Source organism: Streptomyces sp. NPDC047081 (assembly GCF_040643775.1).
Classification (GTDB): Bacteria; Actinomycetota; Actinomycetes; order Streptomycetales; family Streptomycetaceae; genus Streptomyces.
Genome location: NZ_JBEYUY010000015.1, coordinates 134,665 through 158,716 on the forward strand (window position 1 = coordinate 134,665; position 24,052 = coordinate 158,716).

Here is a 24,052-nt window from a genome sequence, read left to right on the forward strand (position 1 = left end):
ACCGACGTGTCACGCACTTGGCCCAGCGCTGTCATCGGCGGAAGGCGTAGACAGGACGGTGCGGGTGGAATGGCGCAAGGCCGGGGTGACATAAGTGCCATCCCGTTACGATTCCTGCCATGGGTGGGCAATCCGCCTGCCCCCGGGGGAAGTTGGACGTCATGCCGCTCAAGGCCTACGGCGTGCTCATCACGCGCGCGGTCGACACCCGGCGCGAGGGCGCCAAGGACACACCGCACTACCAGATCCACCTCACGGACGACTCAGGCACCCACTACCGGGCCGCCGTCAACGTCCTCTCCCAGGAGCGGCCCTCCGAGCTGCTCTACCTGGTCGACGAGGACTTCGGGCACCCCCTGACGGCCCGCCTCGAAGGCCTGCCGAGCGGCTGGAACACGCTGCCGCCCGGGCCCGGCGGACCCAACCTCGACTTCGTCCGCGGCAACCTCTTCGACCCGGCGAAGCTGCGCACCCTGCCGCCGGACCGCTCCGGGCCGGACAACGACCTGGCCGACGTCCTCGACCACTACGTACGGCGTGCGGTCGCGGACCAGGAGGCGCGGCTGTACGTCTTCGGCGAGCGGTTCGGGCCCGAACCCACCGTCAAGGACAAGGTGTTCGGCTTCCTGCCCGGCAACGGCGTGCACGACATCCACATGAACCAGGGCAACAGCCCGAAGTTCCACGGCGACGACGGAGTGTGGCAGGACGGCGGGATCCTGCTGCACTTCCCCGCCGACGGCCGCTGGGTCGGCATCTTCCTCGCCTTCCAGAGCCAGTCCTGGCACACCGACGACGCCACCGGGCACGCCCTCGGCAACGTCGAGCCCGGCAAGCCCGAACCGGGCACCCAGCCGGTCCGGATCGTCGCGGCGCTCGTGAACGCGCCCGGCCCGGCGCCCGAGGCGGAGACGGTCACCCTGATCAACGCCTCGCCGACCGCCGTCGACCTCACCGGCTGGCGGATCGTGGACCGCATCGGCCAGTCCTCCGCCGTGACCCCGGCGGGCCCGCTCGCCCCGGGTGCCTGCCTGACCGTGCCACTCGCGGGCGGCGCCCAACTCGGCAACCGCGGCGGCGAGATCACCCTCCTCGACAAGTCGGGCCTGAAGGTGCACGGCGTCTCGTACACCGCGGAGCAGGCTGCCCGGGAGGGATGGTCGGTGGTGTTCTGACGGAGTCGGCGGGACACCTACCGCACCCGCACACCCGTACGGCACCATGAGCGCGACCGCACCACCGTCGGCGGAGGGTGTCCCGTGGACCGTCAACTGCTGGGCAGGCGCGACGAGTTGCAGCGCGATCCGTATCCGCACTACGAGCGCGCCCGGCAGGCCGAGGGGCTCACGTTCGTCGAGGAGCTCGACGCCTGGCTGGTCGCCCGGGACGCCGACGTACGCGAAGTCCTGCGCCGGCCGCAGGAGTTCTCCTCGGCGAACGCCCTGATCCCCGACGTCATGCCCGCGCCCGCCGCCCTCGCCGTCCTCGGCGGCGGGTTCGGCGGGCGGCCGGTCGTCGTCACCGCCGACGGCTCCCAGCACCAGCGGTTACGGGCGCCGATCGTCCGCGGACTGTCGCCGGCGCGCGTCGCGGCCGTGCTGCCGTACGCCGCCGAGCGGGTCGCCGCCCTGGTCGACGGCTTCGTCAAGGACGGCCGGGTCGAGTTGATGTCGGCGTACGCCGGGAAGCTCCCCGGCGAGGTCATCGGCCGCATCGTCGGCCTCGACCCGGCCGACGTACCCGCCGTCGTGCACGGCGGCAACCGCGCCGAGGAGCTGCTGTTCCGGCCGCTGCCGGAGGAGGAGCAGGTCGCCGCGGCCGAGGACGCGGTCGCGATGCAGGTCATCCTGGAGCGGTACGTGCGCGAGCGGTACGCCGATCCGCGCGACGACCTGTGCACCGAGCTGGTCAGGTCGGTGGTCGGAGAGGAAGACGGTGAACTGACCCTGGAGCACCGGCACGAACTCGTCGCGCACCTCCAGAACCTGCTGCTCGCCGGGCACCTGACCACCACCGCGCTGATCGGTACGACCGTGCTGCACCTGCTCCGGCACCCCCGCCAGTGGGAGCTGCTGTGCGCCGAGCCGGAGCGGATCCCGGCGGCCGTCGAGGAGGCCGCCCGCTACGACAGCGCCCTGCAGGGTTTCCGCCGGGTCACCACGGGCCCGGTCACCCTGGCCGGCACCGAACTCCCGCCCGGCGCAAGCCTGTTCCTCGCCTTCGGCGGCGCCAACCGCGACGGCTCACGGCACCCGCGCCCCGACGAGTTCGACATCACCCGCACCCCCGAACGCCACCTCGCCTTCGGCCTCGGTGCGCACGGCTGCCCCGGCTCCCAGCTGGCCCGCGAACAACTCCGCCTCACCCTGGAGGAGTTGACCCGCCGACTCCCGGGCCTGCGGCTCGCGGACGACCACCCGGTCACCATGCGCCCGACGCTGATCCACCGCTCCCCGGAGACCTTGAATCTGACCTGGTGACCTCCGCTCCCCGGCCCAGCGGCTGCTCCGTCCAGATGACCTTGCCGTCGGTCGTGTAGCGGGTGCCCCAGCGTTCGGCGAACTGGGCGACCAGGAACAGGCCCCGGCCGCCCTCGTCCGTGCCGGCCGCGCGGCGCAGATGCGGGGCGGTGCTGCTGCCGTCGGAGACCTCGCAGATCAGGGCGCGGTCGCGGATCAGCCGGACCCGGACCGGGCCGTTCGCGTGCCGGATGGCGTTGGTGACCAGCTCGCTGAGGATCAGCTCGGTGGTGAAGGCCTCGTCCGTGAGCCCCCATGCGGCCAGCGTGCGGACGGCCGCCGCGCGCACCCGGCCGACCTCGGCCGCATCGGTCGGCACGTCCCAGGTGGCGCTGCGGTCCGCACCGAGCCGGAGCGTGCGGGCCACGACCAGCGCGATGTCGTCGCGGGGCCGCTCGGGCACCAGGGCCGCGAGCACCGCCCGGCAGGTCGCCTCCGGGCTGCGGCCCCTGTGCGCGAGCGCGCCGCGCAGCAGTTCGAGACCCTCGTCGATGTCCCGGCCGTCTTCCTCGACCAGCCCGTCGGTGTACAGCACCAGTCCGCTGCCCTCGGCCAGCCGCAGCTCGGTCGCCTCGAAGGGCAGGCTGCCGCCCAGGCCCAGTGGGGGCCCGCCGGGAATCGCCGGGAACTGCACACTGCCGTCGGGGTGGACCAGGGCGGGTTCGAGGTGGCCGGCGCGGGAGAGGGTGCACCGGCCGGTGCCGGGGTCGTAGACGGCGTACAGGCAGGTGGCTCCGGTGACCGGCGCGGCCGTCTCGTCGTCGCTCTCGTCCTGGTCGATGCGGGCGACCAACTCGTCGAGCCGCCACAGGAGTTCGTCGGGCGGCAGGTCCAGGGAGGAGAAGTTGTGCACGGCGGTGCGCAGCCGGCCCATGGTCGCCGCCGCGTGCAGCCCGTGCGCGACGACGTCCCCGACCACCAGCGCCACCCGTGCACCGGGCAGCGGGATCACGTCGAACCAGTCGCCGCCGACCCCGCCCTGCGCCGCCTGCGCGGGCAGATACCGGTAGGCCACGTCCAGGGCGCTCTGCTCGGGCAGCGCTCGCGGCAGCAGGCTGCGCTGCAGCGTGGTGGCCATGGTGTGCTCGCGGGTGTAGCGGCGGGCGTTGTCGATGCTGACGGCTGCGCGCGCGACCAGTTCCTCGGCGAGGGAGACGTCCTCGCGCTGGAAGGGCGTGGGCTCGTCGGCGCGCCAGAAGGTGGCCACGCCCATGACGACCCCGCGGGCCGGCAGCGGCACCGCGATCATCGAGTGGATCCCGAACTGGACGAGTTTGCGCGCCCGTTCGGGGTCCTGTGTCTGCCAGCCGGAGTAGGCGCCCATGTCCGCCTCCAGCACGCTCTCGCCGGCCGTGTAGCCGGAGGCCTGCGGGGTGGCCGGCACGAAGTGGATCAGCCGGCCGGCCGGGTAGAACGGGCTGCCCTCCCGCACCCCCCGGAACGCCACCCGCCGCATGTCCGTGGCGTCCTCCCGCGGCTCCTCGCCCCGCAGCACCGGATCCGCCAGGTCCACGGTGACGAAGTCGGCGAACCGCGGCACGGCGAAGTCGGCCAGCTCCTGGCAGGTCAGCCGCACGTCGAGCCGGGTGCCGATCTCCAGACCGGCGTCGTACAGCAGCTTCAGCCGCTCCTGCGCCATGTCCGCCCGGCCGGTGAGGGCCTCCAGCTCGGTGGTGTCCCGCAGGGTGGCGACGCTGCCGGACGGGCCGCCGTCCACGTCGGTCGCCCGCTGGCTGACGGCGAGCAGCCGGCCGCGCGCCAGGTGCACCTCGTCGGTGGCGTTGCGCCCCGAGGCGAACAGCCGCGCCAGGTCCGGGGTGATGCCCAGGTCGAGGACGGGCCGCCCCTCCGCGTCCGGGCCCAGGCCCAGCAGCCGGCGTGCCTCGTCGTTGGCCAGCGCGAGGCGGCCCTCGCCGTCGAGGATCAGCACGCCCTCCCGCACGGCGTGCAGGACGGCGTCGTGATGGTCGTACATCCGTGTCATCTCGGCGGGCTCCAGTCCGCGTGTCTGGTTCCGCAGCCGCCTGCTGACCAGGGCCGTTCCGGCGGTGGCGACGGCCAGGGCGGCGAGTGCCGAGAAGGCGAGCACGGGCAGCTGGTGCTCGATCGCGCCGCGCACGCTCGCGAGGGTCACCCCGGCCGCGACGAGCCCGACGATCTGGCCGTCCGACCCGGTCACCGGGACCACGGCCCGCACCGACGGGCCCAGCGTGCCCTGGAAGGTCTCCCGTACGACCCCGCCCGCCGCGGCCGCGTCGATGGTGCCGACGTAGTGCTTGCCGATCTGTGCCGGGTTCGGGTGGGTGTAGTGGACACCGTCCTTGGTCATCACGACCACGAAGTCCACGCCGGACGCCTTGCGGACCGCCTCCGCGCGGGCCTGCAGCTCCGTGGAGGGATCGGGGCGCGCCAGGGCCTCGGAGATGCCCGGCGCGTTCGCGAAGGTCTGGGCGACCGCGAGGGACCGGTCGCGGGCTTCACGCTCGCTGTCGGCACCCACCTGCAGCAGCACGGCGACCACCGCGGCGACGACCAGGAGCACCACGATCGCCGCCTGGAGCACGAAGACCTGTCGGGCCAGCGTGCGTGCGCTCAGCGCGGAGCGCAGGCGGCCGCGGAATCCGGCCATGTCTCATTTTCACACCGTTCAGCGGGGCAGGCACCGCAAACGGGGCTTCCGCCCCCGCCCCGGCGACGTGCGGGGCGCGCGACCAGGCCGGATCATGGATTTCCAGCCCCGGGCGCGGGCCCGGCCCTGGCGCGTGAGCACCGGCTGCTGCGGCAGATCGTGGAGGGCGGCGCGGCCTGTCTTGCCGTGCTCGACACCCGTCACCCGCCCCGGCCTCCCCGGCGGCACCCTCGACGAGATCCTGGCCCACGTCACCACTGGACCGACCCACGACGGCATCGCCGTCCTGGCCGCCCGGCCACGCATCCTCTGACCGCGCCGCCCCCTGCCATCATGTGCCCATGCACCGGCCGCCGCCCCGCCTGCCCGCCCCCGAGTGGTTCACGGCCGACGACTCGGCGCTGAACGTCGCGCTCGTGTACCCGATGCGGGGGCCCGCCGGAATCTTCGGCCCCACCTGCGAGTCCTGCGCCCGGCTCGCCGCCGAGGAGGTCAACAAGGCGGGCGGGGTGCTCGGGCGCGAGCTCCGGCTGGTCGAGGTCGACGGCGGCGCGGCGCCCGCCGAAGTCGCCGGGCAGGTCGCGGCGCTGGTGGAGACGGGAGTGGTGCAGGGCGTCACCGGCTGGCACATCTCGTCCGTACGGCAGGCGCTCGCACCGCGGATCGCGCACCGGGTGCCGTACGTCTACACGGCCCTGTACGAGGGCGGCGAGAACACCGAGGGCGTCTACCTGACCAGCGAGACCCCGGCCTGGCAGCTCCTGCCCGCCATGCGGCTGCTGGCCGAGGCCCGGGGCGTGCGGCGCTGGTTCGTCGTCGGCAACGACTACGTGTGGCCCAGGCGCACCGCCCGCGCGGCCCGCCGTTACGTCCGCGAGTGCCGGGGCCGGGTCTGCGGCGAGGCCTATCTCCCGCTGGGCACCGAGGAGTTCGGCGAGGTGATGCGCCGCATCGAGCGCGCGGACGCCGACGCCGTGCTCATGCTGCTGGTCGGCAGCGACGCCGTCCGCTTCAACCGCGCCTTCGCCGCCGCGGGCCTCGACCAGCGCTGCCTCAGGCTCAGCACCCTCATGGACGAGAACATGCTGCTGGCCAGCGGCCCCGAGGCCACCGCCGACCTGTTCAGCACGGCCGGCTTCTTCACCTCGCTCGCCGACCGCAACAGCATGGACTTCCACGGCAGTTACGCCGACCGGTACGGCCCCGACGCGCCCGTACCCGGCAGCCTCGGCGAGTCCTGCTACGAGGGTGTGCTGCTGCTCGCCGCGCTCATCGAACGGGCCCGCACACTCGACGTGTCCGCGATCGACGCGGCCGCCGCGAACGTCTCCTACGAAGGCCCGCGCGGACTGATCGGCCTCGACGGCCGGCACGCCCGCCAGCGGATCTACCTCGCCCAGGCCGACGGCCTCGACTTCACCGTCCTCGCCCAACTCCGTTCCCCGTACGACCTGTTGTGAGCGTGCCCGCGCCGCCGTCCAGCGTCTCGGCGAGCCGCTCCAGCAGCATCCGCAGCTGCTCGCCGTCCTCCGGGCCGAGCAGCGGCGCCAGCTCCGCGCGCACCCGGCGGTCGATCCGCTGCCAGAACTCCTGGCCGCGCGGCGTGAGTTGGGCGAGCACGCGGCGACGGTCGACCGGATCGGTGCGCCGGTAGACCCAGTTCTGGTCGACCAGGCGGTCCATCAGCTTGGTCAGACTCGGCGGCGGCAGGAAGGCGCAGTCGGCGATCGCCGTCATGTTGTGCCCCTGGCCGTCCGAGAGCAGCGCCAGCACCCGCCACTCCTCCACCGAGCAGCCGAACTCCGCCAGCACCTGCTCCACCCGGCGGGCGGACAGGCGCTCGGCCCGGGTGAGCAGCAGGAGCAGTTCCTGGAGCCGGTTCGCCATCGCACTCCTCGCAACAACGGGTCCACGGTGGGGTGTTCGACAGCGTACCCGCGATCACGCCGAGCCGTAATAAATGCTTCCTGGAGAAAGTATCGCAACGGTTCATCAATGGCCGTGAAACGCGGGGGAAACAGGCCCGGCGCAGTCTGTGGTCCGCGCTTCCGCAGCTCAACGGCCGCCTGTGCGGCCGGATTTGCCCTTCCGAATTCACGATCCCTTTTCATTCTGCCTTCGGGCAAGGAGGTATTCGCATGTCCGGGCTCAGTATCAGCCGACGCGGTCTTCTGTACGGTGCCTCCGCCTTCGGCGCGTCCGCGGCGCTCACCGCGTGCGGCGCCAAGACCGGCACCGACAGCTCGTCCGACGCCGGCGCCAAGGCGGACACCTCCGGCAGCACCGTGAAGGTGGGTCTGCTGAACTCGCTCTCGGGGACCATGGCGATCAGCGAAGTCACCGTCCACAACTCGCTGTTGCTCGCCGTGAAGGAGATCAACGCGTCCGGCGGCGTGCTGGGCAAGAAGCTCAAGCCCATCAGCCAGGACGGCGCCTCCGACTGGCCGACCTTCGCCGAGAAGGCCGAGGGCCTGATCAAGGACGACAAGGTCGTCGCCACCTTCGGCTGCTGGACCTCCGCCAGCCGCAAGGCCGTCAAGCCGGTCTTCGAGCGCTACAAGTCGCTGCTGTTCTACCCGGTGCAGTACGAGGGCCTGGAGGAGTCGCCGTACATCTTCTACATCGGCGCCACCACCAACCAGCAGATCGTGCCCGCCCTCGACTACCTCAAGAAGCAGGGCCTGACCCGCCTCTACCTGGTCGGCAGCGACTACGTCTTCCCGCGCACCGCCAACAAGATCATCAAGGCGTACGCGGAGGCCAAGGGCATGAAGGTGGTCGGCGAGGACTACGCGCCGCTCGGCTCCACGGAGTTCAGCACGATCGTCAACAAGGTGAAGGGCGCGGGCGCCGACGCCGTGTTCAACACCCTCAACGGCGACAGCAACGTGGCCTTCTTCAAGGAGTACAAGTCCGCGGGCCTCACGGCCAAGAGCCTGCCGGTGCTCTCCGTCTCCATCGCGGAGGAGGAGGTCAAGAGCATCGGAACGCAGTACCTGGAAGGCCAGTTGACCGCCTGGAACTACTACGAGACCACCCCGGGCGCGGCCAACAAGAAGTTCGTCGCCGCCTACCAGGCCGCCTACGGCAAGGACAAGCCGACCTCCGACCCGATGGAGGCCGCCTACATCTCCCTCTACCTCTGGAAGGAGATGGTCGAGAAGGCCGGCTCCTTCGACGTCGCCAAGGTGAAGGCGGCGAGCGACGGCATCACCTTCGACGCCCCCGAGGGCACGGTCACCGTCGACGGCGCCTCCCAGCACGTCTACAAGACCGCCCGGATCGGCAAGGTCGGCTCCGACGGCCTCATCGAGGAGGTCTGGAACTCGGGCAAGCCGATCAAGCCGGACCCGTACCTGAAGGGCTACTCCTGGGCCTCCGGCCTGTCCTGACCCCCCGTCACCCCACCGTCCCCTCCACCCGGAGCTTCTCGGAGCCGCTTCATGACGGTCGTCCTCAACCAGTCCTTCACCGGCATCAGCATCGGTGCCGTCCTGCTGCTCATCGCCCTCGGCCTGACCCTCACCTTCGGGCAGATGGGCGTGATCAACATGGCGCACGGTGAGTTCATCATGGCCGGTGCCTACACGACGTACGTCCTGCAGAAGTCCATCAGCAGCGCCGGCCTCTCCCTGCTCGTCGCCCTGCCGCTGGCCTTCCTGGTCGCGGGCGCCATGGGTGCGCTGCTCGAATGGCTGCTCATCCGCCGCCTGTACACCCGCCCGCTGGACACGCTGCTGGTCACCTGGGGCGTCTCGCTGATGCTCCAGCAGCTGGCCCGGGACGTCTTCGGCGCGCCGAACGTGCAGACCGCCGCGCCCGATCTGCTGACGGGCAACATCTCGGCCGGCGGTGTCACCTTCGCCAACAACCGTCTGTTCATCCTGGGGTTGGCCCTGCTCTGCGTCCTCGGGCTCACCCTCGTCCTGCGGTTCACCCCGCTCGGCCGCCGGATCCGGGCCGTCGTGCAGAACCGCGACCTCGCCGAGGTCTCCGGCATCGCGACCGGCCGCGTCGACCGGGTCACCTTCTTCATCGGCTCGGGCCTCGCGGGCGTGGCCGGTGTCGCGCTCACCCTGGTCGGCCCGATCGGCCCGACGATGGGCACCAACTACATCGTCGACGCCTTCCTGGTCGTGGTCGTCGGCGGCATCGGACAGCTCAGGGGCGCCGTCATCACGGCGTTCGCGCTCGGCGTCCTGCAGTCGGTCCTGGAGTACTCCACGACGGTCAGCGTCGCGAAGGTCGGCGTGCTCGTGGCGATCGTGGCCTTCCTCCAGTGGCGGCCCCAGGGCCTGTACACCCTGCGCACCCGGAGCCTGGCATGACGACGATCACCCAACGCTTCCGAGTCCCCGCGGCCTTCCTCCTCGGCGCGGTCCTGCTCCTCGGCCTCGCCCCCGTCGCGCTCTCCGACTTCCGCCTCTCCCTCCTCGCCAAGTACCTCTGCTACGCCATCGTCGCGGTCGGCGTCAGCCTCGCCTGGGGCCGCGGCGGCCTCATGGTCCTCGGCCAGGGCGTCTTCTTCGGCCTCGGCGGCTACGCGATGGCCATGCACCTCAAGCTCGCCGACGCGGCCGACACCGGCGAGAAACTCCCCGACTTCATGCAGCTGTACGGCACTTCGGACGCCCTGCCCTGGTGGTGGAAGCCGTTCGCCAACCCGGCCTTCGCGCTCGCCATGACCGTGCTGCTGCCGATGGCGGTCGCCGCGCTGCTCGGCTTCTTCGTCTTCCGCCGCCGGGTGAAGGGCGCCTACTTCGCGATCCTCAGCCAGGCCCTCGCGGCCGCCCTCTCCATCTGGCTGATCGGCCAGCAGGCCACCACCGGCGGCACGAACGGACTCACCGACATCCAGGGCTTCTTCGGCTACTCGCTGGACGACCCCGTCAACCAGCGGATGGTGTACTTCGTCATCGCCGCCGTACTGCTCCTGCTGATGGCCCTGGCCCGCCAGCTGTTCGTCAGCCGCTACGGCGAACTCCTGGTCGCCGTACGGGACTCGGAGGAGCGCGTGCGCTTCCTCGGGTACGACCCGGCGAACGTGAAGCTCGTCGCGTACGTAGTCGCCGCGGGCATGGCCGGACTGGCGGGCGCGCTGTTCGTGCCGGCCGTGGGGATCATCTCCCCGGCGCTGATCGGGATCGTGCCGTCCATCGGCTTCGTGATCGGCGCCGCGGTCGGCGGGCGGGCCTCGCTGGTCGGCGCGGTGCTCGGGGCGATCGCCGTGGCCTGGGCGCAGAGCACGCTGTCCGACGAGTTCCCGGCCGCGTGGACGTACCTCCAGGGCCTGCTGTTCGTGCTGGCGGTCGGCTTCCTGCCGGGCGGGCTGGCATCGCTGTGGACGGTCCTGCGCAGGCGTCGTGACCCGGCGACTCCCAAGGAGGAAGCGGTGGTTGTGATGGCGGGGGAGGCGGCATGAGCGGCGAGGGGCTCACCATCCGCGATCTGAAGGTCACCTTCGACGGGTTCACCGCGGTCGACGGCGTGGACCTCGACATCAGCCCCGGCGACCTGCGGTTCCTGATCGGGCCGAACGGCGCCGGGAAGACCACGCTGGTCGACGCCGTCACCGGTCTCGTCAGGGCGAGCGGGTCGGTGCGGTTCGGCGGGCAGGAACTGCTCGGCAGGCCGGTGCACCGGATCGCCCCGGCTCGGGATCGGGCGCACCTTCCAAACGGCCACGGTCTTCGAGGAGTTGACGGTCCTTCAGAACCTGGACATCGCGGCCGGTGCCGGACGCGGACCGCTCACCATGCTGCGGCGCCGCAAGTCCGTGCCGGAGCCGGTGACCAGGGCCCTGGAGACCACCGGCCTGACCGAGCTGCGCGACCGGCCTGCCGGGGTCCTCGCGCACGGGCAGAAGCAGTGGCTGGAGATCGGCATGCTGCTCGTGCAGGACGTACGACTGCTGCTGCTCGACGAGCCGGTGGCCGGCATGAGCCACGAGGAGCGCGAGGCCACCGGCGAACTGCTGCAACGCGTCGCCGAGGACCGCACGGTCGTCGTCATCGAGCACGACATGGACTTCATGCGCTCCTACGCCCGCAGCGTCAGCGTCCTGCACGCCGGCAAGGTCCTCAGCGAGGGCACCGTCGCCGAGGTGCAGGCCGACGCCAAGGTGCAGGAGGTCTACCTCGGCCGGGCCGCCGAGCCCGAACCCGCAGCCGTCCCCGTCCCCGAGGAGGCGTGAGCCCGATGCTGGAACTGACCGAGCTGCGGGCGGGATACGACCGTACGCCCGTCCTGCACGGCGTCACCGTGTCCGTGCCGAAGGACGGCGTCGCCGCCGTCCTCGGCCACAACGGCGCCGGGAAGAGCACCCTGCTGCGCACCGCCATGGGCCTGATCAAGCCCAAGGGCGGCACGATCCTGCTGGACGGCGAGGACATCACCCGGCTCGCCCCGCACCAGCGGGTCGCCCGCGGCATGGCCTACGTACCGCAGGGCCAGCAGTCCTTCCCGCACCTGACCACCGCCGAGAACCTCCAACTCGTCGCCGACGGACGAGCGGACGGCAAGGAGGCGATCGCCGAGGCGCTCGATCTCTTCCCCGTCCTGCGCGAACTCTCCGGCCGCCGGGCCGGGTTGCTCAGCGGCGGCCAGCGGCAGCAACTCGCCATCGCCCGCGCCCTGGTGACCCGGCCGCGGCTGCTGCTGCTCGACGAACCGACCGAGGGCATCCAGCCGTCGGTGGTCGCCGAGATCGAGGAGACCGTCCTCGCGCTGGCCCGGCGCGGCGGCCTGTCGGTCCTCCTCGTCGAGCAGCATGTCGGCTTCGCGATGCGCGCGGCCGACCGCTACTACGTCCTGGAGGCCGGCCGGGTCACCTCCTCCGGCGAGGGCGGGACCGGTTCCGAGCAGACGGTCCGGGCGGCGCTCAGCGTGTGACGCCGGCCGGCGGCAGCGGCTCCAGCACCGGATTGGTCAGGTGCTGATAGATGATCATCGAGCGGAAGCTGAAGATCTCGCGCCGGTTGGTGAACCGGTCGAGCAGGAAGGCGTGCAGATGCTCGATGTCCTGGACCGCGACATGGACCAGGAAGTCGTCGGTGCCCGCCATCGTGTACACGGACAGGACCTCGGGCAGCCGGGAGACCGACTGCTCGAAGTCCGCCACCACCTGCCTGCTCGGCGGCCGGACCGTGGCGGCCACCATGGCCTGCACGCCCCGGTTCAGCGCGGGCAGCGCGATCTCGGCGCGGTAGCCGCGGATCACCCCGCGCCGGCGCAGCAGCCGGATGCGCTCCAGGCAGGTGGAGGGCGCGATGCCGACCTTCTCCGCGATGGCCCGGTTCGATTGCCGTGCATCCTCCTGCAGATGGCGCAGGATCGCCGTATCAAGTTCGTCCACGATCACCTCTCGCGCTCGGTCCCGAATTTCGTTCGGGACCCCGGTTCCACTCCTGAACATCCGCCTAACCTCCCGGCCATGACGCAAACACTCGAACACGAAGAGGTGACCGTCCACCGTGGCTCCCGCTCCGGGCTGCCCCTGATCATCGCGATCCACTCCCGCGCCCTGGGCCCGGCGGTCGGCGGCATCCGCCTTCGCCGGTACGGGAGTTGGCGCGAGGGCCTCGCGGACGCGTTGCGGCTGTCCGAGGCGATGACCTACAAGTGCGCCGCGTCCGGGCTGGACTTCGGCGGCGGCAAGACGGTGGTGGCCCTCGACCAACACGCCGAGCTCACACCGGAGTTGCGTGCGGCGGCCCTGGCCGACCTGGGCGAACTCATCGCCGCCCACGAGGGCACCTACTACGCCGGACCCGACATCGGCACGACCCCGGACGACATGGCGGTGCTGCGCCGCTCGGCCCCGTACGTCTTCTGCCTGCCCGAGGAGCACGGCGGCACGGGCGACTCGGGCACCCCGACGGCCACCGGCGTCCTCGCAGCCCTCCGCGCCGGCGCCGACCACGTCTTCGGCACGGCCTCCCTCAGCGGCCGTACCGTGATCGTCAGCGGCTACGGCTCCGTCGGCAGCCGCGTCGCCGCGGGGCTGGCGGGGGACGGCGCGCGGGTGCTGGTGTCCGACGTGGACGAGTCGAAGCGGGCCGCGGTCGAGCGATCGGGCTTCACCTGGCTCGCCCCCGCCCGGATCCCCGGCACCCCGGCGGACGTCCTCGTGCCGGCCGCAGTCGGGGGAGTGCTGAGCCCGGAGACGGCCGCGGAACTCGACGTACGCCTGGTCGTCGGCCCGGCCAACAACCAGCTCACGGACGACTCGGTGGCCGAACTGCTGGCTGCGCGGGACATCGTGTGGGTCCCGGACTTCGTCGCGAGCGCGGGCGGGGTCGTGTACACCCTGGGCCGCGAGGTCGACGGGCTCACCCGAGAGGAGGCGGTACGGCGGGTCCTGGGCATCGGCGACACGGTGGGCCTGCTCCTCGACCGATCCCGCGAGGGCGGTACGACTCCGCTGGCCGAGGCGAAGAGTCTGGCGACGGCGAGACTTGCGCGGCTCGCGGGGGTGGGGCGCTGACGCGGAGGCTCCACCGCCACTGGCTACTGTCCAGCCCATGTCGCCGAACAGCACATCGTCGTCCCCCGAGCCGATAACCGCCGACGCGCCCACGGCCATCCCGCGCCCCCTGCTCACCCAGTCCTGGCTCGACCTCGCCTTCCTGCACTGGGCCGCGGACCCGGCCGACGTGGCCGGGCTGCTGCCGCCCGGCACGGTGCCGGACACCCTGGACGGCGTCACCTACGTCGGCCTGGTCGCCTTCCGGATGCACCGTGTCGGGTGGTTGCGGCTGCCGGGCGTGCCGTACCTCGGCACCTTCCCGGAGACGAACGTCCGCCTGTACTCCGTGGACGAGCAGGGACGGCGTGGTGTGGTCTTCCGCTCGCTGGACGCCTCGCGGCTGATCCCGGTGGCCGTGGGCCGGCTCGGCTTCGGGATGCCGTATCTCTGGTCCCGCATGAGCGTGCGCACCGACGGCGACACGGTCACGTACAGGAGCTCGCGGCGCTGGCCGGGCCCACGGGGCGCGCACAGCCGTATCGCCGTGAAGGTCGGTGAACGCGTCGCGCGGCCGACGGAGTTGGAGCACTTCCTCACTGCCCGCTGGGGCATGCACGGCACGTTCTTCGGCCGCCGCCTGTACCTGCCCAACGCCCACCCGCGCTGGTCCCTGCACCGGGCCGAACTCCTCCAATGCGACGAGAACTTGGTAACAGCAGCCGGCCTCCCCACCCCCACCGGCGCCCCGGTCAGCGTCCTGTACTCCCCAGGAGTCAGGGCCCGCTTCGGCCGCCCTGCGCGCAGCCGCTCGACGGCCACTCCAGCACGGTCAACTCGGGCCACTCCCGCAGCCATCGAGCCACCTTCGCCTCGTACACCGACCGAGGGGCGAGCACGGGATTGGGCCTGACGACGAGATTGAACACGTCCGACAGCCCGTGCGGGGCGTACACCCGCCAGCCGCCGTCGCGCTCCAGACGTACGCCCAGACAGCAGGTCGTCGCGGCGAAACTGTCGATCGCCGCCTCGGTCGATTCGTACGGCGGACACGGCACGCCGAACTTCTCCTCGTACCAGAGGTGAACCCGCGCTTCGTTGCGGACCTCCACCTCGGCCGGCAGCCCCGCGAAGACGTCTCGCCCGGCTCTGATCACCGCGTCCTCCGCCTCCCAGGAGAGGTCGCCGGCGTCGAAGTAGAAGACGTCGTAGTCCTTGATGCCGCGGGCCGGCGGCCTGTCCGTGACCACGTTCCACACCGTCTGGAACAGACATCCCGCCGTCACATACCAACCGGGCAGGTCCAGCGTGGCGGTTCGGGTCAGTACCTCCATCAGCACGTCGTTACGGCTCAACACCGCGCGGAAGGAGTCGAGTTGCTGGTCGAGAGGGAGTTGGCCGATCATCCTCCCTGCCTACCACTCGTCCTCCCCGCCCGCCATGGCCCGGCAACCGTCGTGATCGGCCGTGTTGTGCAATGCGAAATTCTGTAGTGCAGATGTGGTGCCCCGCCCGGGCGCAGTCATAAGTTCCCCTCTCAACAGACCGGTCCTCACCGGGCGCACCGCTCCCACCTGCCGGAACGCGGATGTTCCGGCGTGCGCGCGCCCTTCCCCCACCGCACCCCCGTCCCCCCCGGGCCCTCCCCTGCCCGGACCCCTTCTGAGGGAACCGAGGAGCTTTTGATGAACGCACGCTCTGTACGCGGCGCAGTGGCAGTGGCGGCCTCCCTGTGCGCCCTGGCCGCACTGCCGGCCTGCGACGTCCAGAACAGCAAGGCCTCGGCCGGCAGCAGCGCCTCCGCCGCCACGGCCAAGAACCTCAAGGTCGGCTGGTCGACCATCTACCTGACCCCGTCGTGGATGCAGCAGACGCTGAAGATGCTGAACAGCGATGTCAGCAAGCTGAAGTCGGCCGGCACGGTCTCCGAGTTCAAGACCTTCAACGCCAACGGCGACACCTCGCAGCAGATCGCGCAGATCCGCGCCATGATCCAGCAGAAGTACGACGTGATCCTCGTCGACGCCGGCTCCTCGACCGCCCTGAACCCGGCCCTGGAACAGGCCGTGTCCGCCGGCATCACGGTCGTCGCCTTCGACTCCCTGCCCAGCACCGACAAGGTGATCAGAGTCGGCACGGACCAGAAGGCCTGGGGCTCGATGATGGCCACCTGGCTGGCGAAGAAGCTCGGCGGCAAGGGCGACATCATCGCCATGAACGGCCCCGCGGGCGTCGCCGTCAGCGAGGACCGCTGGTCCGGTGCCGAGGCGGTCTTCAAGAAGTACCCGGGCATCAAGATCGTGAGCAGTGTGCACAGCGAGTACAACCTCGCCCCGGCCGCCCAGGCCTTCGCCTCCGCGTACTCCGCGCACCCCGCCATCCAGGGCGTCTTCTCCCAGGGCGGCGCGCTCTCGGCCGCCGCGCTGCAGACGCTGGTCAAGCAGGACAAGAAGCTCGTCCCGATCACCGGCGAGAACTACAACGGCTTCCTGAAGATGTGGCAGGCGCAGGAGAAGAATGGATTCTCCTCTTACGCCACGGCCCAGCCCAACTACCTCGCCGTGATCGCCGTGGAGGCCGCCGTCGCCAAGAAGGAGGGCGTCTCCGTCCCCCAGGACATCACCGTCCCGCTGCCCGAGATCACCGACGAGAACCTCTCCCAGTACGTCAAGACCGACCAGCCGGACGACTCGTACCCGATCAATGACATCTCGCAGTCCGAGATCGACAAGCTCATCGGAAAGTGAAGCCGAACGTGAGGCCGAAGGTGAGGCCGGGGGAGTGTCCGTGGCGTCCTTGCTGAGCGTCGAGCAGGTCTCGAAGTCCTTCGCGGGCAACCAGGTGCTGCGCGAGGTGAGCCTCACGGTCGAACCCGGTGAGGTCCTCGCGCTCGTCGGGGAGAACGGGGCCGGCAAGTCCACCGTGCTCTCCCTCGTCACCGGCCTGCTCGCCCCGGACTCCGGCCGGGTCGTTCACAACGGCACTCCCGTGCCCCGGGCGTGGTCGCCGCACCGCGCCCGGGCCGCCGGGATCGGCTCCGTCCACCAGGAGCTGAGCCTCAACCCGCACCAGAGCGTCGCGGAGAACGTCTTCCTCGGCGCCTGGCCCAGCCGGCACGGTCTGGTGCGGGGCCGTGAACTCGCCGCGCGGGCCCGGCCGTTCCTCGACCGGGTCGGCCTGGACGTCGACCCGCACCTGCGGGCCGGCCGGCTCCCGCTCGGCAGCCTCCAACTGGTCGAACTGGCCAAGGCGTTGGCGGGCGAACCCCGTCTGCTGATCCTGGACGAGGTCACCTCCGCCCTCGACGAGGACCAGGTCGCCGCCGTCTTCCGGGTCGTGCGCGAACTCCGCGACAGCGGCGGCTCGGTGATCTTCGTCAGCCACCGCATGGCCGAACTCTTCGCCATCAGCGACCGGTTGACGGTCCTGAAGGACGGGGTGGTGACGGCGACCCGGGAGCGGGAGCAGACCGACCACGACGACATCGTGCGGCTCATGATCGGCCGGGAGCTGTCGGACCTGTTTCCGTCCAAGGCCTCCGGCGCTCCCTCCGAACCCCTGCTCCGGGCAAGCGAGTTGACCGTCCCCGGCGGCTGCACCGGCGTCGACCTGGACCTCGTACCCGGCCGCGTCCTCGGCCTCGGCGGGCTCCAGGGGCAGGGCCAACGCGAGGTCCTGCGTGCCCTGTTCGGGCTCACCCGGCACACCGGGCGGATCACCGTGGACGGACGGCCCGCGCGGATCGCCTCCCCGCGCGAGGCGATCCGGCACCGCATCGCCTACGTGCCCGAGGACCGCAAGACCGAGGGCGTCCACACCGCCCGCAGCGTCCGTGACAACCTCGCCCTGCCCAGCCTGCGCGAACTCGCCCCGGCCCGCCGCCTCACCACCGTCTCGCGCACCGCCGAGGCCCGCCTGGTCGCCGAACTCACCGAGCGGCTGCGCATCAAGGCCGCCTCCCCGGCGCAGGAGGCGCGCCGGCTGTCCGGCGGCAACCAGCAGAAGGTCGCCTTGGCCAAGTGGCTGCCGGCCTCGCCCAGGGTCCTGCTCCTGGCCGAACCGACCCGGGGCATCGACATCGGCACCAAACGCGAGATCTACCACCTCCTGCGCCGCCTGGCCGACGAGGGCATGGCGGTCCTGGTCACCTCGGGAGACACGATGGAACTGGTCGGCCTCTGCGACGAGGTGGCCGTGCTGTACGAGGGGAAGGTCGTCGACCGGCTCTCGGGCGACGGCCTCACGGAGGAACGGCTCGTACGGGCGTCGGTGACGGGCGCGGCCGTATCCGCGAACGCGACCGCTGCGGAAACCCACGGGCCGGCCCCGGAGCCCGGCACCTCCGCCCCCGGGAGCGTGACCCATGCGTGAGCGGCTGGCCTCCGTCGCCCGGGGCAACACCGAGACCCTCTGGCAGCTCGGCCTCATCCTTGTCCTGCTCGTCGCCTACCAGCACTACGACTCCGGACTGCTGACCCCCGCCTCGATCACCATCCTGTCGGCCCAGTTCCTCCCGCTGATCCTGGCCGCGGCCGGACAGACCTCGGTGATGCTGCTCGGTGGCATCGACCTGTCGCTCGGGGCGGTGCTCGGGCTCGCCATGGCCGTGTTCGCGACGTACGACGCGCACAGCACCGGCGGGGTCGTGGCCGCGGCGCTCGTCGCCCTCGCCGTGGCCGTCGGCGCGGGCGCGGTCAACGGCACGCTGGTGGCGTACGCGGGGCTCCCGCCCATCGTGGTGACCCTCGCCGCCTCCTTCCTGTGGAGCGGCGTCACCCTGGTGGTCCTGCCGCAGCCCGGCGGCCATGTCCCGGGCGGACTGGTGGACGCGTACAACAACGGCTGGAACGGCGTCGCGGTGCCCGCCCTGGCCCTCGCCGTCGTCCTCGCCGTCTGGAAACTGCTGCGCACCACCCGGCACGGGCTCGCCCTGTACGCCGTCGGCGGCAACGAACACGGCGCCTACGCCAGCGGGTTGGCCACCCGCGCGGTGAAGATCGGCGGCTACGCGCTGGCCGGCGCGTTCACCGGGCTCGCCGGGATCGGGCTCGCCGTGCAGACCGGTTCGGCGGACCCGACCATCGGCACGCCCTACACCCTCAACTCCATCGCCGCCTGTGTGCTCGGCGGCATCAGCTTCTTCGGCGGGGTCGGCCGGATGCGCGGCACGGTCCTGGGCGCGCTGGTGATCGGCCTGCTCACCAACCTGCTGCTGTTCACCGGGATCTCGCCCTTCTATCAACTCGTCGTGCAGGGCGTGATCCTCGTGGCCGCGCTCGCGCTGAAGACGTACGTCACGAAGGAGGCGACCGCATGAGCACCCTGGCTGTGGTCCGGAGCAACCGCGCCACCTGGGCGTTCGGCGTGCTCGCCGTCACCTGGATCGCGGCGGTCCTGTTCGCGGACGGCTTCGACAGCGTCTCCAACTTCCGCTACCTCGTGCAGACCGCGTCCTTCCTGGGCATCGTCGCCGTCGGCCAGACCCTGGTCGTCATCATGAGCGGCATCGACCTGTCGGTGTCGGGAGTCGTGGCCCTGTCGGCGGTCGTCTGCGCCAAGGTCGCCTCCGGTACGGGCGGTTCCACGGCCGGGATCCTGGTCGCCCTCGCGCTCAGCGCCCTTGTGGGCGCGGCGAACGCGGCCGGCGTGGTCTGGCTGCGGGTCCCCCCGATGGTGATGACGCTCGCCAGTGGCACGATCCTGTCCGGCGCCCTCCTCGTCTACACCGACGGCTCGCCCAGCTCGGCCCGCCTGCCCCTGCTCGACTCGCTCGCCAACGGCCGACTCCTAGGCGTCCCCTGGGCGTTCGTGCTGTGGCTCGGCATCGCCGCCGTCGCCGGTTGGCTGCTGCACGCCTCCCGCACCGGCCGGTACGCCTTCGCCCTCGGCTCCGGCGAGAGTGCCGCCCGCGCCTCCGGAGTGCCGCTCGGCGCCACCGCGTTCACCGCGTACGTCGGCTGCGCCCTGCTCGCCGGGGTGGCCGGCCTGGTGCTGCTCGGCTTCACCGGCACCAGCTCGCTGACCATGGGCAACCCCTACCAACTGCTGTCCATCGCCTCGGTCGTGCTCGGCGGCACCTCCATCCTCGGCGGCCGCGGCCACCTCCTCGGCACCGTCGCGGGCGCCCTGCTGCTGACCCTGCTCACCGCCCTGCTGACCTCCTGGAACCTCTCGGAGGGCGTTCGGCAGGTCGTCCTCGGGGTGCTGATCATCGGCCTGTTGCTGGTCTACGCGAGGGAGCGGCGCACATGAGCGAACTCACCCCGCTGCTACAGGATCTCGTCCGGCTGCCCAGCGTGAACCCGCGCGGCGGGCCGGGCGACGGGGGCGAGACGGCCGTCGCCGGGTACGTCCGCGACTGGCTCCAACGGCACGGCGTACAGGCCGAGTTGCACGAGGTGCTGCCGGGCCGGTGCAATGTGGTGGCCGTAGTGCCCGGGCGGCGCGAGGAGGCCGTACTGCTGGAGTCGCATCTCGACACGGTCGAGGTCGACGGGATGACCGTGCCGCCGTACGACGGTGTGGTGCGCGGCGGAAGGCTGTACGGGCGTGGAGCCTGCGACGCCAAGGGGCCCCTCGCGGCGTTCATGCTCGCCGCCGCCGAACTCGCCCTCGGAGAAACGCCGTTGCACACCGTCGTCTTGGCCGGGGTGTGCGACGAGGAGCACGACTACCGAGGGGTCGTGCACCTGCTGGAGCGGCTGCGGGACCGGCGTTTCGTCGGTGCGGTCGTCGGGGAGCCGACCGGGCTGGTGCTGGCCGTCGCCCACAAGGGCGTCGTGCGCTACACCGTGCGGACCACAGGCCGGGCGGGGCACAGCTCGCGCCCGGAGGAGGCGGTGAACGCGATCTCGCTGATGGCGCCGGTCCTCGCCCACCTCACCGCCACGCCCCCGGCCATCGCCCCGCACCCGCTGCTCGGCCCGGCCACCCGCTCGGTCACCCGCATCCGCGGCGGCACCGGCCCGAACGTCATCCCCGGCACCTGCGAGGCGGACGTGGACCGGCGCACGCTCCCCGGAGAGGAGCCGGACGCCGTCTGGGAACAGGACCGCGCCGAACTCGCCGCGCTGGGCGCCGAGTTGGACCCGCCCTTCATCGTCGACTTCGCCCTCGACACTCCCGCGGACTCGGCCGTGGTGAGCGCCCTGTGCACCGCCCTCGCCGCCGACGGCCGTCCCACCGACATCGCGGGCATGCCCTTCGCGACGGACGCCAGCAAGATCGCCCGGGCGGGCGTGCCGACGGTGGTCTTCGGACCCGGCTCGATCCTGGACGCCCACTCGGCCGACGAGTCGGTGGACCTGGCGGAGGTGGAGGCCGCCGCGCGGATCGTGGTGGCGGCGGTGCGCGGCATGGACGTGACGGACGTACCGGAGACACCGCAGGAGCCGCCGTGCGGCTGACCGAGCACGTCACCCTCGTCGCCAGCGGAGGCGCCGGGTTCGACCTCACCGATCCGCTGGACTGCCATGTCTACCTCGTGCGGGGCACCCGGCGCAGCGCCCTGATCGACGCCGGTGCCGGACGCTCCGTCCCCGACATCCTGCGCGCCGCGGGCACCCGGCCCGACCTCCTCCTGCTCACCCACGGCCACGCCGACCACGCCGGCGGGGCCGCCGCCCTCGCCGAGGAGGTGCCCGGGCTGAGGGTGCTGGCCGGGGCGGAGGCGGTCCGCTGGATCGCCGACGGCGACGAGACGGGCCTCAGCGTGGACAAGGGGAAGGCCGCAGGGGTCTACCCCGCCGACTACACCGTCCGGCCCTGCCCGGCCGTCGAACCGGTCGCCGACGGCACGGAGTTCGACCTCGGCGGCGGGGTCGTCGTACGCGCCCTGGCCACCCCCGGCCACGCGGACGGGCACCTGTGCTACCACCTCACCACCCCCCACCACCGGGCCCTCTTCTCCGGCGACTGCGTCTTCACCGGCGGCCGCGTCTCCCTGCAGAACCTGCACGACTGCCGGGTGCCGGAGTACGCCGCCAGCCTGACCCTGCTGGGCGGGCTGGAGGTGGACGCGCTGTTCCCCGGTCACCACGAGATCTCGCTCGCCCGCGCCGGACGCCATCTGGCCGCCGCCCGTGACATCGTGACCCGTGGCCTGCTGCCCAGGAGTACGACATGACGACGACACCCCCGGCCCGACGCAACCAGTCCTCGTCGCTGCGCCGCGCCCTCACGGTCCTGGAGTACGTCCGTGACCACGCCGGCACCGGTCGGGGCGTGTCCCTGAGCCGGATCGCGGAGGACCTCGGCGTCAACAAGAGCACCGTACTGCGCCTGGCCGCACCGCTCATCGAGACCGACCTGCTGGTGCGCGACCGGGAGACCGGCTGGTTCCGGCTCGGGCACGGCACCCTGCGGCTCGGGCAGGCCTACCTGTCCTCGCTCGATCTGCGCACCGCCGCCGCGGAACCGCTCCGGCTGCTCCAGCACGCGATCGGCGAGACCTGCCACCTGGTCGTGTACGAACCCCCGGACGTCGTCTACATCGACAAGGTGGAGAACGAGACCAGCGTCCGCATGGCCTCGCGGATCGGCAGCCGCGTGCCGGCCTACCGCACCGCCGTCGGCAAGGCCATCCTCGCCTGGCTGGGCGAGGAGGCGTTCCACACCGTGGTGGCCGCGGGGATGCCCTCGGTCACCCAGTACACGGTCACCGAGCCCGAGCGGCTGCGGATCGAGCTGGCACGGGTGCGGCAGCGCGGGTACGCCATCGACGACCGGGAGAACGAACCCGAGGTGCGGTGCGTCGCCGCGCCCGTCTTCGACCACACCGACGCGGTGGCCGGAGCGCTCAGCGTCTCCGGCCTGACCACCCGGATGACCCCGGCCCGGGTCCGCGAGGTCGGCCCCATGGTCGTCCGCACCGGCCTGGAGATCTCCCACGTCCTGGGCTCCGGCCGGGGACGCTGAACCACCTCCGAGACGCTGAACCACCTCTGAAGGGAACCCTGTGGGAGCCGCCCTCTACACCTTCGTCGAGGACCTGCGCGCCGAGGGCACCGGCCCGGTCCTGGACCGTGTCCTCGACACGTACGGCTGCGACACCCTCACCGTCGCCGCCGCCTACCACCGCGCCCGCGACGTCACCCCGCACGGCCCCGCCCGCGTCACCCTGCGGCAGGACGGCGTGCACTTCACGCCCCCGGCCGACCTGTTCGACGGGGCCCGCCTGACCCCGCCCGTGCAGCCCGGCGCCGACCGCGAACCCCTGCGCGAGCTGCGCCGGGCCACCGACGAACGCGGCGCGGCCCTGCACGGCTGGACCGTCTTCCTGCACAACACCACCCTCGGCCTCGGCCACCCCGACGTCACCCAGGAGAACTGCTTCGGCGACCGCGCCGCCCCCGCCGACCTGTGCCCCGCCCACCCGGACGTCCGTTCCTACGCCGTCGCCCTGGCCCGCTCGGTCGCCCGCCTCGGCGTGGACGCGGTGGTGGCCGAGTCGCTGCACTACGGCACCTTCGGCCACGGCTACCACCACGAGCGCAGCTTCGTGCCCCTCGGCCCGCTGGAGGAGTTCCTGCTGGGCCTGTGCTTCTGCCCGCACTGCACGCGGCACGCCGGCGAACAGGGCGTGGACGCCGCCAAGGCGCGTGCGCTGGCGGTGGAGTCGGCCGCCCGTGTCCTCGACGGTGCCGCCCCGGCGCCGGTCACCCTCACGAGCCTCGACGACCTGCCCGGTCCGGTCGCCGCCTACGCCCGCGCCCGCCGCTCCACCGTCACCTCGCTCGCCGCGTCCGTCGCCGAAGCCGTGGCGCACGAGGGCTCCGAACTGGCCTTCCTCGATCTGACCGGCGCCGTCAAGGGCTACGTCGACGGACTGCCGACGGGGGCGCCGGCCGCCGAGGACGGCTGGCTGACCGGGGTCGACCCGGCGGCCGTGGGCGCGGAGGTCCCCGGTTACGCCGTACTCGCCTACGCCCGCGACCCCGCCCGCGTCGCGGCCGACACCGTCGCCTACCGGACCGCCCTCCCGGGCACCTGCGCCCTGCGGACCGTGCTGCGCCCGGGCGCCCCGGACACCGACTCCGCCGACACCCTGGCCGAGAAGACGAAGGCGGCCCGGGCGGCGGGCGCGCAAGCGGTCGACTTCTACCACTACGGCCTGGTGCCGTACCCCGTCCTCGAACGGATCCCCGCCGCCCTCGGGCGGTGAGCGCTCGGCTGCAGATGGCCGCCATCAGCAGCACGGCGAAGGGGAGCCGAGCAGCCACCCGCTCTGTCCGGACGGCATCGCCGCGGAACAAGTCGCGACCGGGCGCCTCACCCCCGCGGGCAGAGACCCTGTGCCCGGGAAGCACACTGCGCCTCTGCGGCCGATCGCGATGGACGTCGGTACAACTGTTCGGCGTCGGCGTGTGTCTGATGTACGGAACTTGCCTTCTCCGGCTCATCGCCGATCTTCGTCACTTCAGCCGGAGGTATTACATGCTC

21 protein-coding genes and 2 pseudogenes are annotated in these 24,052 nt (G+C 72.0%); 19 read left to right on the plus strand and 4 right to left on the minus strand.

Features of this window, described 5'->3' with window-relative positions; translation table 11 throughout:
- The first annotated feature begins 161 nt into the window (after nt 1–161).
- On the plus strand, nt 162–1,175 hold the full coding sequence (locus tag ABZ848_RS27345; protein WP_360836244.1) for a DUF2278 family protein: 1,014 nt from the start codon (nt 162–164) through the stop codon (nt 1,173–1,175).
- An 84-nt stretch (nt 1,176–1,259) separates the two neighbouring features.
- Nucleotides 1,260–2,480 (plus strand): cytochrome P450, encoded by a 1,221-nt coding sequence (locus tag ABZ848_RS27350; RefSeq protein ID WP_360836065.1) that lies wholly within the window; start codon nt 1,260–1,262, stop codon nt 2,478–2,480.
- Here ABZ848_RS27350 and ABZ848_RS27355 read toward each other — a convergent pair.
- On the minus strand, nt 2,422–5,148 hold the full coding sequence (locus ABZ848_RS27355) for a SpoIIE family protein phosphatase (RefSeq protein ID WP_360836066.1): 2,727 nt from the start codon (nt 5,146–5,148) through the stop codon (nt 2,422–2,424). The genes ABZ848_RS27350 and ABZ848_RS27355 overlap by 59 nt on opposite strands.
- Nucleotides 5,149–5,329: 181 nt before the next feature.
- On the opposite strand from ABZ848_RS27355, the gene ABZ848_RS27360 reads away from it, so the two are divergent.
- Complete coding sequence (locus tag ABZ848_RS27360) at nt 5,330–5,461, plus strand: hypothetical protein (RefSeq protein ID WP_360836068.1); 132 nt, start codon at nt 5,330–5,332, stop codon at nt 5,459–5,461.
- A gap of 28 nt (nt 5,462–5,489) precedes the next feature.
- Nucleotides 5,490–6,608 (plus strand): substrate-binding domain-containing protein, encoded by a 1,119-nt coding sequence (locus tag ABZ848_RS27365; RefSeq protein WP_360836069.1) that lies wholly within the window; start codon nt 5,490–5,492, stop codon nt 6,606–6,608.
- Here the strand turns inward: ABZ848_RS27365 and ABZ848_RS27370 are convergent.
- The gene (locus ABZ848_RS27370) at nt 6,565–7,035 is read right to left on the minus strand and encodes a MarR family transcriptional regulator (RefSeq protein WP_360836070.1); all 471 of its coding nucleotides are present in this window, start codon (nt 7,033–7,035) and stop codon (nt 6,565–6,567) included. The two genes, ABZ848_RS27365 and ABZ848_RS27370, sit on opposite strands and share 44 nt — an antisense overlap.
- A gap of 251 nt (nt 7,036–7,286) precedes the next feature.
- Between ABZ848_RS27370 and urtA the strand changes: the two genes are divergently transcribed.
- The 5 genes and pseudogenes from urtA (at nt 7,287) to urtE (ending at nt 12,039) form a co-directional block, all read left to right on the plus strand.
- Nucleotides 7,287–8,540 (plus strand): urea ABC transporter substrate-binding protein, encoded by a 1,254-nt coding sequence (gene urtA, locus ABZ848_RS27375; RefSeq protein WP_360836072.1) that lies wholly within the window; start codon nt 7,287–7,289, stop codon nt 8,538–8,540.
- Nucleotides 8,541–8,591: 51 nt separating this feature from the next.
- On the plus strand, nt 8,592–9,476 hold the full coding sequence (gene urtB, locus ABZ848_RS27380; RefSeq protein WP_242764039.1) for an urea ABC transporter permease subunit UrtB: 885 nt from the start codon (nt 8,592–8,594) through the stop codon (nt 9,474–9,476).
- Complete coding sequence (gene urtC / locus ABZ848_RS27385) at nt 9,473–10,570, plus strand: urea ABC transporter permease subunit UrtC (protein WP_360836074.1); 1,098 nt, start codon at nt 9,473–9,475, stop codon at nt 10,568–10,570. Before urtB ends, urtC begins: the two co-directional genes overlap by 4 nt.
- A pseudogene (urtD, locus tag ABZ848_RS27390) lies at nt 10,567–11,341 on the plus strand (urea ABC transporter ATP-binding protein UrtD). Before urtC ends, urtD begins: the two are co-directional and overlap by 4 nt.
- A gap of 5 nt (nt 11,342–11,346) precedes the next feature.
- A complete protein-coding gene (urtE, locus tag ABZ848_RS27395) occupies nt 11,347–12,039 on the plus strand; it encodes an urea ABC transporter ATP-binding subunit UrtE (protein ID WP_360836075.1) in 693 nt (230 codons plus the stop codon).
- On the opposite strand, the gene ABZ848_RS27400 is transcribed toward urtE, so the two are convergent.
- Nucleotides 12,029–12,502, minus strand: a complete 474-nt coding sequence (locus ABZ848_RS27400; RefSeq protein ID WP_360836076.1) for an Lrp/AsnC family transcriptional regulator — start codon at nt 12,500–12,502, stop codon at nt 12,029–12,031. The two genes, urtE and ABZ848_RS27400, sit on opposite strands and share 11 nt — an antisense overlap.
- 78 nt (nt 12,503–12,580) lie before the next feature.
- Between ABZ848_RS27400 and ABZ848_RS27405 the strand changes: the two genes are divergently transcribed.
- Together ABZ848_RS27405 and ABZ848_RS27410 are read left to right on the plus strand one after the other, a co-directional pair.
- Entirely contained in the window at nt 12,581–13,633 is a 1,053-nt protein-coding gene (locus tag ABZ848_RS27405; RefSeq protein ID WP_360836078.1) for a Glu/Leu/Phe/Val dehydrogenase dimerization domain-containing protein, read from the plus strand.
- Between the two features lie 37 nt (nt 13,634–13,670).
- A complete protein-coding gene (locus tag ABZ848_RS27410; RefSeq protein ID WP_360836080.1) occupies nt 13,671–14,525 on the plus strand; it encodes a DUF2071 domain-containing protein in 855 nt (284 codons plus the stop codon).
- Here ABZ848_RS27410 and ABZ848_RS27415 read toward each other — a convergent pair.
- Nucleotides 14,425–15,018 (minus strand): annotated as a pseudogene (locus ABZ848_RS27415) (nucleotidyltransferase family protein); the annotation flags it as partial. The gene ABZ848_RS27410 and the pseudogene ABZ848_RS27415 sit on opposite strands and share 101 nt — an antisense overlap.
- Before the next feature lie 279 nt (nt 15,019–15,297).
- Between ABZ848_RS27415 and ABZ848_RS27420 the strand changes: the two are divergent.
- From ABZ848_RS27420 to ABZ848_RS27455, 8 genes are read left to right on the plus strand one after another with little or no spacing between them, the layout of a single operon-like run.
- Nucleotides 15,298–16,359: an ABC transporter substrate-binding protein gene (locus ABZ848_RS27420; protein WP_360836082.1), complete on the plus strand. Its 1,062-nt coding sequence runs from the start codon at nt 15,298–15,300 to the stop codon at nt 16,357–16,359.
- Between the two features lie 40 nt (nt 16,360–16,399).
- Entirely contained in the window at nt 16,400–17,983 is a 1,584-nt protein-coding gene (locus tag ABZ848_RS27425; RefSeq protein WP_360836083.1) for a sugar ABC transporter ATP-binding protein, read from the plus strand.
- Nucleotides 17,976–18,929, plus strand: coding sequence for an ABC transporter permease (locus tag ABZ848_RS27430; RefSeq protein WP_360836085.1), 954 nt, complete (start codon nt 17,976–17,978; stop codon nt 18,927–18,929). The genes ABZ848_RS27425 and ABZ848_RS27430 overlap by 8 nt, the downstream gene beginning before the upstream one ends.
- On the plus strand, nt 18,926–19,864 hold the full coding sequence (locus tag ABZ848_RS27435) for an ABC transporter permease (RefSeq protein ID WP_360836087.1): 939 nt from the start codon (nt 18,926–18,928) through the stop codon (nt 19,862–19,864). Before ABZ848_RS27430 ends, ABZ848_RS27435 begins: the two co-directional genes overlap by 4 nt.
- On the plus strand, nt 19,861–21,018 hold the full coding sequence (locus tag ABZ848_RS27440; RefSeq protein ID WP_360836089.1) for a M20 family metallopeptidase: 1,158 nt from the start codon (nt 19,861–19,863) through the stop codon (nt 21,016–21,018). Before ABZ848_RS27435 ends, ABZ848_RS27440 begins: the two co-directional genes overlap by 4 nt.
- Entirely contained in the window at nt 21,009–21,737 is a 729-nt protein-coding gene (locus ABZ848_RS27445; RefSeq protein ID WP_360836091.1) for an MBL fold metallo-hydrolase, read from the plus strand. The genes ABZ848_RS27440 and ABZ848_RS27445 overlap by 10 nt, the downstream gene beginning before the upstream one ends.
- The gene (locus ABZ848_RS27450; RefSeq protein ID WP_360836093.1) at nt 21,734–22,528 is read left to right on the plus strand and encodes an IclR family transcriptional regulator; all 795 of its coding nucleotides are present in this window, start codon (nt 21,734–21,736) and stop codon (nt 22,526–22,528) included. Before ABZ848_RS27445 ends, ABZ848_RS27450 begins: the two co-directional genes overlap by 4 nt.
- 40 nt (nt 22,529–22,568) lie before the next feature.
- Nucleotides 22,569–23,774, plus strand: coding sequence for a hypothetical protein (locus ABZ848_RS27455; RefSeq protein WP_360836094.1), 1,206 nt, complete (start codon nt 22,569–22,571; stop codon nt 23,772–23,774).
- The last annotated feature ends 278 nt before the right edge of the window (nt 23,775–24,052 follow it).